Consider the following 16,688-nt stretch of genomic DNA (forward strand, 5'->3'; position numbering starts at 1 on the left):
TAATAAAGGGGGATGTGTTATATGCCACTTATGGAGTCTATCTCAGAGATCAATAAAACCGGAAAGGGAAGACCTGAGGGAACCACCATTCTTTCGAAGGATACAAAAACCTTCAAGAATGTTCTGAATGGTGTAAAGGCTGCGGGAACAGCTGAGAAAACAGCCGAGAAAACAACCGCTAAAACGGTTTCCGGAACGGCCGGTAATCTTGACTCGATTTTCAAGAAAGCCGCCAGTACTTACGGGGTTTCTGAGAAGCTGTTAAAATCGGTTGCAAAAACCGAATCGGATTTTCAGGTAACTGCAGTATCCAAAGCAGGCGCAATGGGGATAATGCAGCTTATGCCGGCAACTGCTAAGGAACTGGGAGTCAGCGATCCCTTTGATCCGGAGCAGAATATCATGGGTGGTGCCAAACTTCTGGCAGCCAACATTAAGGAATTCGGCGGTGATCTGAAACTTGCTTTAGCAGCCTATAATGCAGGTTCCGGAGCTGTGAGAAAATATGACGGGGTTCCTCCATATGAAGAAACCCAGAATTATGTTAAAAAGATAATGGCAGATCTGCAAAGTGATGCTGCCATAGACATCAATTCTGTACTTGGAACTGTCTCGGAGGCAGGATCTGGTTTCATAGGTGAAGGCAGCAGCGTTGATGAACTGAAATCCCTGATATCAACTCTTGGATTCGGTTCTTCACAAAACAGCGGAATGATGGGAATAAACACCATATTCTCCGGCCTTCTTAACAAAGAAATTGATGAAACGGGCACGGTAGATAAAGAGATGTTTGCGAATTTCATTGAGATACTGAGGCTTCAGATGCTCATGAATACTACGAACAGTATCGGCGACATGGATTTTGATGATGACTGATACTATAGAATAATTAGAACCGTAATGATAAGAGGTAACAGATGATACTTAAGGATTGTCACAGCGGCACCGTTAGATATGAGGATAAGGATTATAAGGTCAGAGTGGTAAGCGGAATTGACAATAAGCCTGCCCTGTATTTTAAAGACCCTAACCTTCAGGATATTCGAATGAGCAGGACAGAAGTCATTTTCAATGACAATATAAAGGGCTGTATAAAGACAAAGTGCGATGTGGTGGTTCATAAAAATCCCGGATATCCCAGGATGAGTGAGTTCTGGATGGGCGAATGTGAGATTCTGGAGGTTATCGAGATCATACAGAGGCAGCAGGATATACGGGCTTCTGTTGATATAACTGTCCAGTTCACTTCGGAAAACGAGGGTGCGAAAAGCTTTTTCGGAGTTATCACCAATATAAGTGCCGGCGGCATCTATATGGTTACACCTGAGCCATTGACCATCGGAGAGATCCTTAACTTCCATTATACCTTTAAAAATGTTGAAAGACCCTTCAGGTGTATGGTGCTCTGGGGACAGATGGATGAGTCAGGGAGTAATGGCTATGGCTTAAGATTTGTGGAACTTAGCGAAGGCGGGGAAACAGCTATCCGTGGCTATGTCTTTAATGTACTTAGAGAGCAGCGCAAAAATGAGGTTGAGGAGATAGGCGGGTTATGATCGTAAACTTGGTAATGATCGTAAAAAATGAAGAACGGTGTCTCGAAAAGTGCTTAAGCGCGGCTGCGCCCTTTGTGGACAATATCGTTATAGCGGACAGCGGCTCCACAGATGGCACCATCGAAATAGCTAAAAAATTCGGTGCCCATGTTTATGATTTTCCCTGGGTTAATGATTTCTCCGAAGCAAGAAACTTCGCCCTTGGTCATTCTGAAAGGGATCATGGCGGGGAGATACACCTGATTCTGGATGCAGATGAGTATCTAAAGAATGATGAAGAAAGTAATCCTAAAGCATTAAGGGATTTTATAGACATGATGTATGACCGTCAGGGTATGAGATGGCTGGGCCTTATTAAAAGAGAGGATTCGTATCCTAACGGTGACGAGATAGACAGAAGCATTACTCAGATACAAAGGATCCTTCCTGCCGGAATGAGATATAAGGGAAGCATTCATGAACAGATCAATGCCAAGGTAGTGAACAAGATGTCTCCCCTTTATGCAGAGCATGACGGTTATCTTCAGGAGGGTAAGGGACAGAGGAACCTTGAATATCTCATCGAGGCTTTAAAGAAGGAACCAAATTATCCTTACTATAATTACCAGATGGCTATAACCCTCCGTAATTTAAAAAGAGAAGAGGAAAGTCTTCCCTACTTCAGAACCTTTTTCAGGTTTTCCGGCAAGAAAGAGATACGCCAGGCACCGTATTGGACTGACGGTATCATGAGGTATCTCTACACGCTTTATGATATGGGTACAGAGGAGAGTCTGGAGGAAGCCGGAGACATCATGGGAAAGGTCCAGTATGATTTCACAAGAAATCCGGACTTTTTCTTTTACTCAGGACTTTTCTATATGAAACTCGTTCTTAAGAATACAGAGAAGTATCAGCATTTGCTTCCATATATAGAGAAAAGCTATCTTAAGTGTTTAAGTCTCGGGGAGGTTGAGAGACCGGAAGGTGTTATAGGAACCGGTTCTTTTAAGGCAGCTTATAACCTGGGAACCTGGTACGAGGTGTCCGGACAGAAGGAAAAGGCGCTTCACTATTATAAGCAGGCAGCAGAACAAGGGTATAAAAAGGCAGAGGAGCGCATAAAAGTTTTGTGACAAAAAAGGGGATGCTTAGATGGGTAAGATCAATGATTTTTTTGACAGGTTCAATCAAGACCATCCATTAAGTACATTTACCAGGATCCTTAATGGCAATGACAAAAGTCGTGAAGAACCTGTAGAATATCAATACAGCAATAAGCCGGTATCGCTTTACAATATTTCCGGAGAGGAGATAGTGGAGCTTACCCCGGAAGCCAGAGTGAACATAAGGAAAAATGAAGGCAGTAATCAGCTTATAGTTGAATCTGTAAATGGCCAGGGCACGAGGACCGTCATTACGACCTGCGAAGCATCTGATGATCAGGGGGATCAGAATGAAATCAATCATATGCTTAGTATTCTGGTTCAAAATATACAAAGAGCCAGAAGAAATGGTGTAGAGGGTCTCACAGTTCCCATAAATGAATATGAACTGGTAGCTTATATTCAAAATCGTCCTTCCATAGAGATCGATCTTGACCGCCTGGAGGAGGCCATAAATTTCCGTCAGCGGGATGAGGTACTTTCGGATTTCATCGGTGATCTTCACCAGAATAAAAGGGTGGATGTATATACAGCATGCAATAATATATACAATGTTGAGGCTGCCAATATTTTAAAAAACGAGTATCAGAAGTATTCCAACATCCATTTTTACGAGTTGAAGGAAAACTATAATCATATGGTTTTCTGGAATGACGAAGTTATCCTTAACAACATCAAGAGATCACCTGAGGCGGTGATCATCGGCATAGGACTTGCGGGTGAAAAGCCCATGCATGCGATATCCATACGAAATGACAGGGAGTCAAGTGTTATAAGGAAAGTATCCTTTCTTACAAATCATACAATGAATGTAAGAGAGGAGATGTTAAATGCCCAGTTTCTGAGACATGCCTCAGGTGTTGAAGAAGTGGCGAGAGCCAGGAATATGTCAGAGGAAATAAAGAATAAGATTATCCTGGAGCTTGCGGTGGCGGAAGCAAGATACAGATATGATGAGGTGAGGATCCATGATTTTCTCAGAGCCATTCTGAATATTTATTACACAGAAACAAAAATGAAGCTTATAAGGGTGCCATTCAATGATCCGAATCTCATCATGAATCTGATCCCGGAAGCTTCATCCGGACTTCTTGCGGAGATCAGAGAGGAGCAGATCATCTACTACGGTTTTGATTCCGCAGCCAGAATACTGGTGGATGAATACGGATGGATAGATATGGGTTACGGAAGAGCCGGTCACGATGCCTCAAGAGTTAGTATGAGGACATATGAAAAGCAGGCTTCGGAAACTACCATAAGGGCAAGATATATATCTGAGATGAATCAGGTTCTGGTGGCAAACGAAAGACGTTCTGCCACGGTTTCTTATAAGTATGTAAAAGACGTGGTGCTTAAATACAATGATATAGGGCTGGATGCCGATGCACAGATCGGTCTGCTTTTGGAGATTCCGTCAATTAACGATCCGGGTTACAGGGTATCCATAACTAACATCATAAAGGAAACCTTAACGAAGGAATCACCTTTCAGGCTGTTCGGTGAGATAAGAAGGCGCGCAAAGCCAAAGAAGAGCGATCCGCAGCCCGAAAACAGACTTTCCGAAAGCCCCATTGGTTATGAATGAGATTAAATTTTCATCCCGGGATAATTATAAAAATATAAATTTTTTGAAAAAACGTTTATAATTTTGAGAAAGCGTGCGATAATAAAAGTGTAAAAAAATCATAATAAAAGGCTTGGTGCTCAGGAAACTGAGTTCCGGTTTGGACAAGGATGTTCTTACACGGGCCGACAATAGGAGGAATTTATGGTTATACAGCACAACATTTCAGCAATCGACTCTTACAGAAACATGTCTAAGAACACAAACGCTCTGAGTAAGAACTTAGAGAAGCTGTCATCCGGTTACAGAATCAATAAGGCCGGCGACGACGCTGCAGGTCTTGCAATTTCCGAGTCAATGAGAAATAAGATCAATGCACTTGATCAGGCAGAGGCCAACGCAAACGACGCCATCGGACTTATCCAGACAGCTGAAGGTGCTCTTACAGAGACACATGCGATGCTTGAAAGAATGACAACCCTTGCAACACAGGCTGCTAACGGAACTTATGGTACAGGTGCAGATAACACTGTTGGTGACAGTACCACAGCAAGACAGAATATCCAGCTTGAGCTTAACGAGCTTAAGAGTGAGATAGACCGTATTGCAACAGCAACCGAGTATAACGGAATCAACGTCCTTACAAATACTAAGGAAAGAAAGTTCCAGATCGGTGCTTCTTCAGGAGAAGTTTTATCACTGAAGGGAGCCAATATGAAGTCATCAGCACTTGGCGGCACCAATAAGGTAAGTGGTATAAGTGCTTCAACTGTAACTTCAGCAAATACGGCTATTGAAACACTTAAGAATGCAGTAAATGAAGTATCAAAGTTCAGAGCTGAGCTCGGAGCAAAGCAGAACAGACTTGAGCATACCATTAATAACCTTAAGGTTAATAATGAAAACACAACGTCTGCAGAGTCCAGAATCCGCGATACTGACATGGCTAAGGAGATTTCAGCTTACACCAAGAACAATATCCTTAACCAGGCTGCACAGTCAATGCTTGCACAGGCAAATCAGTCACCTCAGGGTGTTCTTTCACTTCTCGGATAATATATTCAGATCTACAAATATTGATTATTGGAGGAAGAGCTTTTGCTCTTCCTCTTTTTATCGTGGTATCACTTAAAAGATTATGTCTTCTCTGAAGATAAGTGACCCGTGGGCGAAAAAGAAAAAACCTGCCCTACTCTATTTGCCTGGCTTATTAAGTATAAATCCTGGGCGATATAATAGTATGAAGGCAGATAGTATTTATATGATCGGAGTGTCTTAATGAAGATTTCGCAGGCAATGATAGTTAAAAATGAGGAAAAGAATATAGGAAAGGCACTGGGATGCGTCAAAGGGGTGGCATTTGAGCAGATTGTTGTTGATACAGGATCAACTGATGATACAGTCCGGATAGCTGAAGAAGCCGGAGCAACTGTTTATCGTTTTAAATGGATAGATGATTTTGCAGCAGCAAAAAATTTTGCCATAGATAAGTGCAAAGGTGACTGGATTGTATTCCTTGATGCTGATGAATATTTTGAGGATGCCTCCAATCTTTGCGAAGTAATATCAAAGGCTGAAGAAAAAAAAGAATACGTCATAGCTTCCAAGTTATTGAACCTTAATGATGAAGGAAAGGTGATCGGAACCATAACTCAGCCCAGAGTTTTTAAAAATCATGTCGGTATAAAATATGAAGGAAAGATACATGAACATCTGAAAAATGATCAGCCAACAGATATATATGATGCAACAGATGAGTTGATAATTTATCATACAGGATACAGCGAGACGGTGTATAACGAAAAAAATAAAGATAAGTTATACAAAACCATGTTGGAAAAAGCTATAGCAGAGAATCCCGGTGATTCGGATCTGTATGGATATCTCGGAGATATATATGCCAAGAACAAAAAATACGCAAAAGCTGAGGAACTGTATTTTAAATCAATAAAATATATGGACGATAAAGTCACCGAAGAGTCAGAGAGAAGAGGCGATACCCTCAGACATCTTCTTATGATCCTGGGTGAAGATAAAAAAAGAACCGGGGATATACTTAAGATTTATAACTATGCAAGAGCAATACTTCCTCATGATGCTGATTTTTCCTGTGTGGTGGCAGATCATTATTACAGGTTTAAGAAGTATATAAAGGCTGCGGATTATTATAAAGAAGCAATCGATATATATGATAAATACGGATCGTTTCAAAGATCAGACCATGTTGAAGCATATTTTCCAAAGATATGCTCAAAAATGTTAGATTCCTACTATCAGGAAAAAGAATATACAAAGGTAGTGGAAGAGTCCGGATATTGTATCGGAAAACAAAAATATAATGCAGAGTATCTTGGTTATTTGATGTCAGCTTTTAAGGCACTAAGGCAAAACGGAAATGTTGAATTGAAAACCCAGGATGAGATTAAGATTATAAATGATTTATATGATCTTGGTACTATCAAGGATAAGGCATTTGTTTTTGTGAATTCTTATAAAACAGATGATAAAGAAGTATTTGAGCATGTCATAAGTTTATGTTCAGCGGCAGAGCTGGAGGCATTTAAACAACAGTTATTATGAAAAGTATACTCATATGTAATCTTTATAAACATTATACAATAAAGCATATAGCCGATTCATTCAAGGAAATGGGATTAAAGGTGATTGAAAAGAGCTACTTTACTCCTAAGGATATGTATCATGATGAAAAGCTTGAAGAGATGCTTAGGAAAGATTTTGGGTCTCAGAACTATGATCTTATCTTTACTGTAAATTACAGTCCCATTGTTTCCGGGGTTTGCTATAGACTGAATATTAAATATGTTTCGTGGACTTATGACACGCCTATGGATCTTTCATCAATGGAAACTATGGACAATCCGAATAATTATATTTTCATTTTTGACAGAGGAGAATACCTTAAGTATAAAAACATGGGGCTTGATAATGTCTATTATCTTCCTTTAGCGACTGGATTTACTCCTATGTCGGAAATTTTAGATAATTATGATTATGAGGTTTCTTTCCTGGGGAGTCTTTATAAGTCGACATATCCATATATCATGGAGAAGCTGGATAATTATCATAAAGGGTATCTGGAAGGGATCATGACTTCGCAACGACTGATATATGGAAGTTACTTTGTCCTTGAGCTTCTGGAGGATCAGGAATCGGAGTTAAGAGCCATAAATGAAATGACAGGGTTTGATCTGTCTCCCGGACAGTTATCATATTCCATGGCATCTTATATGACATATATTGACAGAGTATCTCTTCTTTCTTTAATGAGCAATCGATTTAAAACGGCCCTTGTAACAGGGGCTATAGAGGATGAGAAAAAAATGATGCCGGATCTTACAGTGCTTCCTAAAATTGATTATTACACTGAGATGCCTGACTTTTTCAGAAAATCCAAGGTTAATCTGAATCCGCCTTTCAGAGCAGTGTGGTCGGCAATTCCGCAGAGGGCCCTTGATATCATGGGTTCGGGAGGCTTTTTGCTTTCAGGGTATACAGATGAGCTATCATATTACTTTGAGAATGGCAAAGATCTGGTTCTTTATGACTCTATAGAGGATGCTGTGGAAAAGGCATCGTTTTATACTAAAAATGATGTGGTAAGAGAAAATATACGTAAATCCGGTATGATAAAAACACACGAAGAATTCACGTATAAAGACAGAATATACAGTATAATAAATATTGTAGAATCGTAACCTGAAAAATATTGGTAAACCTCACTAAGCTATGGAGATCAATGAACTATCCTGAATTGAATTCAGGATAGTTCATTTTTGTATTCTTCAAGAAATACTTTTCTGTAATGATTAAAATTAAGCAGGGATAAAATGTATCCGTCATCATGAAGACACCATGGAGTTGTCTGTTCAGGTACAACTATAAGATAACCGTGTCTTTTAAATTCAATACTTTGGGACATGTCATAAAAGTCCCAGCCATCAAACAAATCTTCTCTCCATGGAATGTCAACACCGGTTACCATCAAAAAACCATCTATAGCGGAAACGATATGCGGGGGAGATGCAGGATTATATTGTTCTGATATATAGGGTTTATCACCTTCGGAACGAATCATAGTACATCCTACACGATCTGAACCCCACATTATAGCTGCTTTATTTAGTTTGACGGCACCCACAAGCCCTAACATGCCTATCTTTTCGTTGGACTTAAATATATTCAGAATATTAATGAGGAAGTATTTGTTTAATATAAAAACGTCCTGGTGCATGTAAATTTTATACTTTGCATCGGAGGCTTTCATGGCTTCATTATATCCGGATGCCATGGATTTTGCGTCCTTTATGGTCAGAACATCGATAGAATAACCATCCGGAATGATAAGGTTACTGATATATAAAAGACATTCTTTGGTATAATCTTCATTATTTGTGCAAATTATAAAGCAAAACTGATGCTCATTCATTTTCGTCTCCGGAAGATGATGTCAATGATTGTAACTGAGAGATAAGTTTGTTGATCTCATCATTTTTATGATAAACCAGCCTAAGGTAATTAATTGAAAATCTATAGCTCTTTAACTTAAGATGTTCCATAGCTAAACTTATGAAGACATAGTCCTTCATAAATACTGGAGATGAAATATCTTCATAAATGGTCTGTAATATAAAAGGAGTCACCTTTATCAAATGGTCAAAACTTTCACGTTTATAAACCTCCGGTAAGTCAAAAGTTAAGCGCCTTAACATAAAAATAGTTTTGTTGTAATTGCTGATGAGATCATTTACGTTGTCAACGTCTTCCCAAAATAAACGGAAACCATTGCTGCATTCCTTTAACAAGGCATCTTTTATAAAATCCAGTCTCAGCAATTCGGTAGTTATAAGTGAATGATCATATTGCTTATCAAGATCGAAGAATTCATTCAATATTTTTTCGAAGGAATTCAGGTCATGACATCTGATACATTCATTTATGGAAGTTTCATAATCGCTTCTGTATTTTAAAATGACATCTTTATTCTTTTCCAGTTTTTCGTATGTTTGAACTAAGTTTTCCAGTGTATCCATACCAGATTCCTTATAGTTTATTAATCATATTCTTTTAAAATCATAACCGGTTTTTTATGATAACTGAGAATATGTGCATATGGGCTGGGATTACCCGCATAGGCATCAATGTCTTCCAGTTGATCAGCAGAAATGTGCTCTGTAAAAGTTCCCCATCCTTCATCATTGAATTCACGGCATATGCAAAGATAGTCTTCATACAGTTTTTTTCCGTCAGGGCAATCCTTTGAATTAAGGACTGATTTCATATTTTCAGAAACGCACCATATAACATTCAGTCTTCCGGAAGATTCTTTTAAAAGTGATAAAGAGGATCGTATCTTATCAAGAGATTTAGTGCCGTTTAATGCAATAGGTGCCACATCAGTGTAATATAAGATCGTCTTTTTCGTCTTACTGTGATCATTTTTATCCGAAGCATCATGTCTGTAATCTTCAACATGGATTTTTTCGTTCCAGAAAGATTCGTCCGTGTCTCCATTTGAAAATTCTACCAGGGCTCTTACATATTCTTCCTTAAGACGTTCGGTAGGTACGTATATGGTATCCGCATGAAGTAAAACGGGCATTTTGGCAATGAAATTGAGTCCAAATGCTGATTTTTGATCAGTGGGTTCAAAATCCTCCATATCGTACATAGGTACATAAATCAGTTCATCGGTGTATTTTAAAAGTTCACTGCTGTAAAATAACGGATGAACTGTCATGCCCGGATTCATATCATCATAGGGGCATTGAATATAAATACGTTTTGGCTGACGCTGACCGATATTGTATTCTTCATAGGTGGTCACAGGGATTTCATATCCCTCCGTCACATAATGGGAACGTGTGGCATCACCGTTAAGGGCTGTATCAAAATAGGAGATAGGGATAACATATACATCAGTATCCGGCTTGCTGTTTTCCATATCCCAAAAGTGAGAAAAGTTTTTCCAATACTCCGGACCCAGAGTCAAGAAGACAACTTCGGTTCTGGAATTTGGCTTTTCAATTTCGAGTTTTAATTTATCGATCTCAGGTCGGATGTCTCCATATATATCAGGTGCAGAAGATATCAAAGCTTCGAATTTATGTATTTTTTCAGTGATCAGTTTTTTTCTCAGATTTTTTTCTTCACGTATCCGTGAAGCAAGTGTCAATTCATCTATGTCCCACTGATAATCCCAGGATTTCCATCCATACTCTTCGGTGAGTACAACTTCCTGCTTTTTATAATAGGGATATTCATGCAATCCTCCGCTGCGATTTACCTTCATGTAATCCCCATAATGGGCTTTCAAAATAGCATCATAGCATACCGGAACCTGCAGGGTAGTGCACTCATACGGAACACGCATAACCCGGTCACAATATTTTTTCTCCCAAAAACAGGAATGATGTTCCAGCCAAACGGCGGTAAGGCATACTTTTGAAGCATCAGCCCGATCTACTTCGGTCATGGCTTTATCTACAAGCCGGTATAATTGTTTACGTATAGAGCGGGAACGATCAAATTTGACATTACAGGCAGTCTCGATTGACTTGATCAATGATTTGACAGAAGCACAGGAGCTCACATCGTCTGTTATTGAATTTGCAACGTTCATATACATTTTAGCCCGTGCCTGACGTTCGTTTTCTTTGACGGTGTCTTCGTACATATAGTCAAGAACAAATATATCTATTCCGACAGAATAGGGAAATCCATGATAATAACTTAAAAAATCCTCATCAAAGCGAACACAGGTTGTATTTACCACACGTGTAAATGCATCGATCCAGTCCTCGTCCTCCCACCAGTTTAATATAGAATAATTCCCCGGAAGTTCACCCGCATGCTTAAGAAACAGTTCGTAGTCTTCCCTTAACATACATATATCCAGATCATCATCCCATGGAATATATCCGCCGTGACGAATTGCGCCTAACAGTGTGCCGCAATCTCCAAAATATTTAATGTTGTATTTAGCACACAGTGTATCAACGTCCTCAAGAATTTGAAGCTGTGCTGCCCAGCAACGTTTCATCATACTTGTGATAAAAAAGCCTTCACGTACTTCGTCTTCGAAAAAATCATCAGGAAATGTCATAAATAAAAGAGCTCCTATTCCAAAACCATTTATTTCTCTTTAGTTGGATTCAGTTAATATTTTTTCTAGATGTTGCTTAAAAACATCGTATGTAAAAAATGTTTGATAGACCTTTCTTCCAGATAATCTTAATTGGCTGAGATTATCATTATTGTCAATAATATATTTAAGAGTTTCACATAACTTTTGAGAATTACGTACTGGGACAACAAAACCGTTTTGCATATTTTTAATATACTTTGCTATCCCACATCCTTCAGTACAAACAACTATTTTGTTTTTCATGAGCCCTTCTACAGCAACTGCACTCATTGTCTCTTCCATAGAAGTTACGACAATTGAATCTACAGTATTCATCAACTTTAAAAATTCATTGTGATCCATTGTATCCATGAAGCGAGTATTGGGGAGCTTTGAAGCAATTTCTTTAACTAATATGGCATATTCATTTTCATGATCATGATGGGTCTGACCAACAATGATAAATTCGGATTCACAAATATAGTTTTCGGGAAGATTGAAAATTGCATTTAACAGTATCTCCGGTGCTTTGTTCGGGTCCAGAATGCCAGCCCATAAGAACACAGTCTTATTGGATGTGAGTTCATGAGAAGTTCCCTGATCCTCTATGCATATATTGAATAGAGTAGAATCTAAACCCATGTATTTTTTTATATGATCAGAACATATTTCGCTTACAGCAAGAATTCGCAATCCGGAAGTATTTGGAATATCAGTACAATATTTATCTTTGAACAAGTAGGAACTTTCATGTATCCACCAAAAAATTTGCCTGTTAGCACCAGACAAATACCTCACAAAGGAAACCATGGGCAGAGTATTTACAAAAATATATTTAAAGCCCCTGACCAATTCATTTACCCATTCTGCGGATTTAGCCGGTCCTATTCCGCAAATGATTGGGACATTCATTTTTATATAATCATCTATAAGATCACCCTCGGATAAAGAATAAACAATAGGCTGGTATCCGAGATCAATCAAAGCTTTAGCAAGCATATACAATTGAATAGGAGCACCGCTAAGTGTTAATTCGTGCGAGATGAGAAGAACACCCTTTACAACTTCAGTGTTTTCTGTTAAGAGTGCAGGAGGCAAATGTATCGATATATCATCTCTGTCAATTCTTTCGATATAATCTGAAATATTCATCATAATATATTCTTATTGGTTGATATTAATGGAATTGCTTTCTTTACCGGTGTATAACATTATAAGGTATATATATCTCGAAATTTACAATTTATATTCATTAACGATGTCTATTATTTCTTTAACCCGTACATCAAAGGTATGTTGTTCTTGAATCTTTTTATGTGCATTTTTGGCAATATCAACACGTTCATTTTCATTGACAAGGTAGTAATCTATCTTATCGAGTAGATCCTTTCTGTTCTCATAATAAACAAAATCTTCTCCCGGGACAAAATGGTACGCAAGATCATGCTGGAAGTTGGACATAAGGAACCCGCCGGAACCCAGAATATCATAAACTCTGAGAGGTATCGCATGCTGAATACTTCGGAGGGTGATGTTCAGATTTATCTTGCTTAATTTAAACACAAGAGGCATTTCCGTAAAATAGTCGGTAGGCCCCATATTTTCTACGCCTTTCGGAGAAAATGAGTTATTCTGTTTATAGGTATATAATTTCAAAGGATGATGAGCTCCTATAAGGGTGAGAAGTTCTTTTCGCTCAATTATTGTAATTTGTCTGTTTATTATGTAATTGGCATAAAGATATTCCAGTGTTTCTATGCTGTCAGAATAAGGGTAGATATTGCTTACTTCCTGTATTTTTTTTGTGATTTCCGGAGTGAGACATTCTTCTACAAAATTCACTCCGTCAACCTGTAACTGACTTTTTATAATTCCCTCTAAATAGCCATGAGTGTAGGGATCAAGTTTTGGAACAATTTCTTCGTAATACTGTTTTCGTTCTGTATATAGAGAACCCACAAAGGATATGTCAGCGGAATATTTCTTTTTAGCAGCCTTAGTAGGGATAATGGAATCCAATCGTTTGGTGGAGGCGGCTAGCGGAAGATATCTGACGTTTTTAATTCCTCCATCCATGAACTCCATATACTGTTTCGAGTCGAACATCAGCACTATATTACAGGGGTTCTTCATATTGTAATTGTACAGAAAGATTTCAGGGTTATCATAAATCCATGAAACGTAGATGACACCTTCTTTATTACATACCTTAGAAATGACTGGAAGAAAGTTCAAAGAAAAAACAAAGTCAGGACAATGAGTTTTCAGATCTTTTTGAAACTTCTCTTCAAAATCAGGATCATTTCGTGCTGTATCCTGGGTATATTTATAGTTATACTTAATAAGCTCCAATGGATTTCCATCGGAATCTCTGTATGCTTCAAATGCTTCAAGCATGTCTCTGTTAGCAAAGAATGTAGTTATATTAAGATGCAAAACTTTCATAATGGTCTCCCAAGAATAAAGTTTTTGGCGTTGTGCTGATTAGATAAGATTGTTTTTTGATAAGTAACTTCCCCATTTATTAATAAATTTTTCGCGGTTGATGTTATAGATATCTTCAAAATGTTTTGGGTTTTTTCCAAAACTTTTCGAACCAAAATGATAGATGTAGCTGTTATGGCAGAGTGTACATTTATAGCCTTTTTCCATAATTCTAAGGCCATAATCATTGTCCTCGAAATTTCCCGGGGTAAACAATTCATCAAGCAATCCGACGGAATTTAGACATTTCCTCTTAATAAGCATGGCAAACATGATCAAAAAGATTTTTTCCTCATAAGGATTTGTATCAGGGATATTTATACCTGTCCCAAAGCGAATATACTCTTCAATAGAATTAAATTGACTACCTACAATCTGGTTATTAGAAGCATAATTTGTAACTGCTCCTGTTGCGCCTACATTCTCATCATTATATAACCCAATCCTTAACCAAAAGAGTGAATTGGGAAGCATAATTGTGTCATTGTTAAGTAAGAAGATATCATTATCCGGTTTGGCTGCATTTATACCCTGATTGCATCCGGCGGGGAATCCTTTATTCTCATTGTTTTTAATGAGAAATATATCGTCTTGTTTAGATAACCACTCAACACTTCCATCATTGGATGCATTATCAACAACGATGATTTCATAACACTGGGAAAAGCAGGTTGTCCGTATACTTTCGATACAAGCCTTTGTGTAATCCAGGGTATTATATGAAATGATCACAAATGATACTTGTCTTGCAAACTGTATCGTTGAAACATCAGTATTCTTTATAAGTTGTTCTATAAAGTTGCGATCATCATCATTACCTGTATTTATACAATGATACAAAGCATTTTCATAGGAAATGTGAGCTTGTATCATATTTTTCGTACTGTAATAATTTCCCAAAAGTAAATATAATTCATAATTGAAAGGATTGATTTTCAATCCGCCTCTGATGAACTCAAACATGGAATCATATTTACCAAAGTGTTCCATTATGGTTGCGCCAATGATACAAGTTTGCTCATCAAATTCATGATGATTTGTATATTCAATAAATTCTTTTAGCGCTTCATCCCAATGATTATCATTTAACAATTTTAAAATAGTGTTCATATGCTATCCGCCTTGATTCCATAATATTTAATATCGTTAATAATCAGAGGATTTATAAGGGAATAGTTCAACGAAAAACATAGTTTATTATGTTAATACAGGCGCACTGTCTAAGTACAATTATAAACCTTAATTACTTATAAACTAAACAAATCCAGGCGATATTAATTATTATAATGTATGGTTGTCGTTTGTATCCTGGAATGGATTCTATCATTACGGGGAATAGGACATATTAATGAGATACAGATTACTTGTTTAAAGGAGCTTCCTGTATGGCAAATATGAGTCTTGATGAATTTGTAGGTCTTTGTGAATCTTTGGAAAGCAACAAAGATAAGTATCTTGCTTATATTGAACATTACAAATCAAGGATGAATGAAAGCATTAAGAATCATAACCTTGAAGACTTAGATAATATTATGGATGAATATTATGATTTGAATGAAAAGCATAGTAATAATTTGTTGACTGCGGATTTCATAAAAATAAAATGAAAAATATTATAGTAATAACAAGGTCGAAAGAGAACAACGATTTAATCAATTTCTTCACAGAACAATGGATAATTGCCTTAAGGAAATGCAGTGATATTTATGTAAATGTCGTTAATGTAGATAGCCTTGAGGGTCTGGATGATGAGCTTGATGCTATTATAGAGAGCAGAAACAGTGGCGTGTTATGTTACAACTGCTGCGGAATAAATTTTACTGACGCGGATAATAAGAATGTATGGGAAATGAATGGGATTCCTGTATATACTTTTCTTCTGGATCATCCCAGAAATTATTATGATAGTTTAGAGAATCCAATAAATAATATGCATGTGATATGTCTGGATGAAAACCATGTCGATTTTGTTCATGATTATTATCCGAAGGTTAGTGAAGTGATATTTCTTCCTGATAGCGGGGTAAAGGTATGCAATGATATTAAGACATTTTCAGACAGAGCTATAGATGTTCTTTACTGTGGAAATTGTCAAATCAAGTATGAAACGGTGTCGAAGATAGAGGGTTTTCCTGACGGAGGAATAGTAGTGTATAGAAATGCTATAAATTATATTTTTAATGATCCGACTCTGTCAGCAGAAGATGCAGTAAAAAAATATCTGGATGAGACAGGAATAAAAAGCGGCAGGGATGAGTTATATAAACTATTTATAGTTGATAAGGTGTCAAGGCAGATAGAAGACATAGTGAGAAGACACTATAAGCTTTTGATCATGCATGCACTTGATGATGCCGACATTAAGGTGGATGTTTACGGAGAAGGATGGGAGGATGATGAAAACCCTTTTTCTGAAAATATACGTATACATGACAGGGTTTCCCCGATGGAGTGCCATAAGCTTATCGGAGATGCCAAGATCGACCTGAGTATCATGCCATGGTTTAAAAAGGGAAGCAGTGAGAAACCTTTCGCCGGCATGATGAATGGGGCTGTATGTGTATCTGATTCTTCGACTTATCTTGAAAAGAATTATATTGATGGAACCGATATTATGCTATTTGATCTAGATCAAGTTGAAAAGGCAGTAAAGGATATTAAGTGGTTGCTTAGTAATCCCGATCAGGCAGAAATCATTGCCAGGAATGGTTATTATCATGCTGTGGATTCAGACGGTACTGATGCTAGAATCAGACAGATGTTGGAACTTATGATGAGATGATAAAGATATAGTC

General features: G+C 37.7%; 15 protein-coding genes. 9 read left to right on the top strand and 6 right to left on the bottom strand.

The genetic code is table 11. The features are described from left to right. Positions 1-21: 21 nt before the first annotated feature. From BLV86_RS08990 to BLV86_RS09020, 7 genes are all read left to right on the top strand, one after another. Complete coding sequence (locus BLV86_RS08990) at positions 22-876, top strand: lytic transglycosylase domain-containing protein (protein WP_242873274.1); 855 nt, start codon at positions 22-24, stop codon at positions 874-876. Positions 877-917: 41 nt separating this feature from the next. Next, entirely contained in the window at positions 918-1,556 is a 639-nt protein-coding gene (locus BLV86_RS08995) for a PilZ domain-containing protein (RefSeq protein ID WP_090816385.1), read from the top strand. Further along, positions 1,553-2,671: a glycosyltransferase gene (locus tag BLV86_RS09000; RefSeq protein ID WP_090816387.1), complete on the top strand. Its 1,119-nt coding sequence runs from the start codon at positions 1,553-1,555 to the stop codon at positions 2,669-2,671. Before BLV86_RS08995 ends, BLV86_RS09000 begins: the two co-directional genes overlap by 4 nt. Positions 2,672-2,690: 19 nt before the next feature. Further along, positions 2,691-4,286 carry a hypothetical protein gene (locus tag BLV86_RS09005; RefSeq protein ID WP_090816389.1) on the top strand — a complete coding sequence of 532 codons (1,596 nt, stop codon included), beginning with the start codon at positions 2,691-2,693 and terminating at the stop codon, positions 4,284-4,286. 183 nt (positions 4,287-4,469) lie between these two features. Beyond that, the gene (locus BLV86_RS09010) at positions 4,470-5,321 is read left to right on the top strand and encodes a flagellin N-terminal helical domain-containing protein (RefSeq protein WP_090816391.1); all 852 of its coding nucleotides are present in this window, start codon (positions 4,470-4,472) and stop codon (positions 5,319-5,321) included. Between the two features lie 222 nt (positions 5,322-5,543). Next, the gene (locus tag BLV86_RS09015) at positions 5,544-6,845 is read left to right on the top strand and encodes a tetratricopeptide repeat-containing glycosyltransferase family 2 protein (RefSeq protein WP_090816393.1); all 1,302 of its coding nucleotides are present in this window, start codon (positions 5,544-5,546) and stop codon (positions 6,843-6,845) included. Continuing rightward, positions 6,842-7,981, top strand: coding sequence for a glycosyltransferase family protein (locus BLV86_RS09020; RefSeq protein ID WP_090816395.1), 1,140 nt, complete (start codon positions 6,842-6,844; stop codon positions 7,979-7,981). Before BLV86_RS09015 ends, BLV86_RS09020 begins: the two co-directional genes overlap by 4 nt. A gap of 62 nt (positions 7,982-8,043) precedes the next feature. Here BLV86_RS09020 and BLV86_RS09025 read toward each other — a convergent pair whose 3' ends face one another. The 6 genes from BLV86_RS09025 to BLV86_RS09050 form a co-directional block, all read right to left on the bottom strand. Further along, a complete protein-coding gene (locus BLV86_RS09025; protein ID WP_031549334.1) occupies positions 8,044-8,712 on the bottom strand; it encodes a glycosyltransferase family protein in 669 nt (222 codons plus the stop codon). Beyond that, on the bottom strand, positions 8,705-9,316 hold the full coding sequence (locus BLV86_RS09030; RefSeq protein ID WP_090816397.1) for a hypothetical protein: 612 nt from the start codon (positions 9,314-9,316) through the stop codon (positions 8,705-8,707). Before BLV86_RS09030 ends, BLV86_RS09025 begins: the two co-directional genes overlap by 8 nt. A 20-nt stretch (positions 9,317-9,336) precedes the next feature. Continuing rightward, the gene (locus tag BLV86_RS09035) at positions 9,337-11,388 is read right to left on the bottom strand and encodes a LicD family protein (RefSeq protein WP_090816399.1); all 2,052 of its coding nucleotides are present in this window, start codon (positions 11,386-11,388) and stop codon (positions 9,337-9,339) included. Positions 11,389-11,427: 39 nt separating this feature from the next. Further along, the gene (locus BLV86_RS09040; RefSeq protein ID WP_090816400.1) at positions 11,428-12,564 is read right to left on the bottom strand and encodes a glycosyltransferase family 4 protein; all 1,137 of its coding nucleotides are present in this window, start codon (positions 12,562-12,564) and stop codon (positions 11,428-11,430) included. A gap of 81 nt (positions 12,565-12,645) precedes the next feature. Then, positions 12,646-13,854, bottom strand: a complete 1,209-nt coding sequence (locus BLV86_RS09045) for a CgeB family protein (RefSeq protein ID WP_090816402.1) — start codon at positions 13,852-13,854, stop codon at positions 12,646-12,648. Positions 13,855-13,893: 39 nt separating this feature from the next. Continuing rightward, complete coding sequence (locus BLV86_RS09050) at positions 13,894-15,003, bottom strand: glycosyltransferase family 2 protein (protein ID WP_090816403.1); 1,110 nt, start codon at positions 15,001-15,003, stop codon at positions 13,894-13,896. Between the two features lie 275 nt (positions 15,004-15,278). Between BLV86_RS09050 and BLV86_RS09055 the strand changes: the two genes are divergently transcribed. Further along, on the top strand, positions 15,279-15,500 hold the full coding sequence (locus BLV86_RS09055) for a hypothetical protein (RefSeq protein WP_090816404.1): 222 nt from the start codon (positions 15,279-15,281) through the stop codon (positions 15,498-15,500). Then, the gene (locus tag BLV86_RS09060) at positions 15,497-16,675 is read left to right on the top strand and encodes a glycosyltransferase family protein (protein WP_090816406.1); all 1,179 of its coding nucleotides are present in this window, start codon (positions 15,497-15,499) and stop codon (positions 16,673-16,675) included. Before BLV86_RS09055 ends, BLV86_RS09060 begins: the two co-directional genes overlap by 4 nt. Positions 16,676-16,688 lie beyond the last annotated feature (13 nt).

Origin of the sequence: Oribacterium sp. KHPX15 (genome assembly GCF_900107835.1) — a bacterium.
Taxonomy (GTDB): domain Bacteria; phylum Bacillota; class Clostridia; order Lachnospirales; family Lachnospiraceae; genus Oribacterium.